This is a genomic window from Nonomuraea bangladeshensis (assembly GCF_039529455.1).
Classification (GTDB): Bacteria; Actinomycetota; Actinomycetes; order Streptosporangiales; family Streptosporangiaceae; genus Nonomuraea; species Nonomuraea bangladeshensis.
In genome coordinates, this window is sequence record NZ_BAAAMV010000036.1 from 1 (window position 1) to 1,383 (window position 1,383).

At 65.7% G+C, this 1,383-nt stretch carries 1 protein-coding gene; it reads right to left on the reverse strand.

The genetic code is table 11. From position 1 onward, the window contains the following. Positions 1-41: 41 nt before the first annotated feature. Positions 42-1,271, reverse strand: a complete 1,230-nt coding sequence (locus ABD292_RS48810) for an IS256 family transposase (RefSeq protein ID WP_425565259.1) — start codon at positions 1,269-1,271, stop codon at positions 42-44. Between the last annotated feature and the right edge of the window lie 112 nt (positions 1,272-1,383).

The window sequence follows — 1,383 nt, forward strand, 5'->3', positions numbered from 1 at the left end:
GGGAGTGTCAACTTAACGGCTGATCTTGGTTGTTGAAGTGTTCAGAGGTTGGCAGGGGTGAGGCGGCCTTCGAAGGCGATCTGGAAGGCGTTCAACGGTGCCTTCCAGCGCATGGTCCATCTCTTGCGGCCCTGCCCGGTGGGATCGAGGCTCATCAAAGCCATGAACACGCACTTCAGGGCGGCGGTCTCGTTCGGGAAGTGGCCACGGGCCCGGACGGCCTTGCGGATGCGGGCGTTGACGCTTTCGATGGCGTTAGTGGAGCAGATCACCTTGCGGATCTCGACGTCGAAGGCCAGGAAGGGCACGAACTCGGCCCAGCTGGTCTCCCACAGACGCACGATCGCCGGGTACTTCTTCCCCCAGGTCTCCGAAAACTCATAGAACCGCTCCAGCGCCGCGTCCTCGGTCGGGGCGGTGTAGACGGGCTTGAGCGCACGCGCGATCTTGTCCCAGTCCTGGCGGGCGGCGTAGCGGAACGAGTTGCGCAGCAGGTGGATCACACAGGTCTGGACGATGGTGCGGGGCCAGACCGTCTCCACCGCCTGCGGCAGGCCCTTGAGCCCGTCGCAGACCAGCATGAGCACATCGTCCACGCCGCGGTTCTTCAGCTCGGTCAGCACCGCCAGCCAGTGCTTGGCGCCCTCACCGCCGTCGCCGGCCCAGATGCCCAGGATGTCGCGGTGCCCCTCGACGGTGACGGCCATCACCAGGTAGATGGGCCGGTTGGCGACGTGACCGTCCCGGATCTTGACGTTGATCGCGTCCACGAACAGGACCGGGTACACGCGATCGAGCGGCCGGTTCTGCCATTCGGCCATGCCGTCCATCACCTTGTCGGTGATGGTGGAGATGGTCTGCTTGGACACGTTCGCCCCGTAGACCTCGGCCAGGTGGGCGGAGATCTCCCCATGCGTGAGGCCCTTGGCCGACAGCGACAGGACCATTTCGTCCACGCCGGACAGCCGGCGCTGCCGCTTGCGCACCAGCTGGGGCTCGAAGGTGCCCGCCACATCGCGCGGCACCCGCACCTCCACCGGGCCGACGTCGGTCACCACGGTCTTGGCGCGGCTGCCGTTGCGGCTGTTGCCGCTGTTCTTCCCGGCCGGGTCGTGCCTGTCATAGCCCAGGTGATCGGTGATCTCGCCTTCCAGGGCCGACTCCAGCACCCGCTTGGTCAGCTGCTGCAGCAGCCCGCCCTCACCGGTCAGCTGCAGCCCCTCACTACGGGCCCGACTCGCGAGCATCGAGATCAGCTGCTCGTCCGTCATCGAGCGGTCCGGCTCGACAGGCAGTTCGTTCATCGACAGCGACTCCACGGCGGTCTCGGACATCAAGCGTCTCTTCCTTGATCATCAGATCCGCCGTTAGTTTTACAGTCCC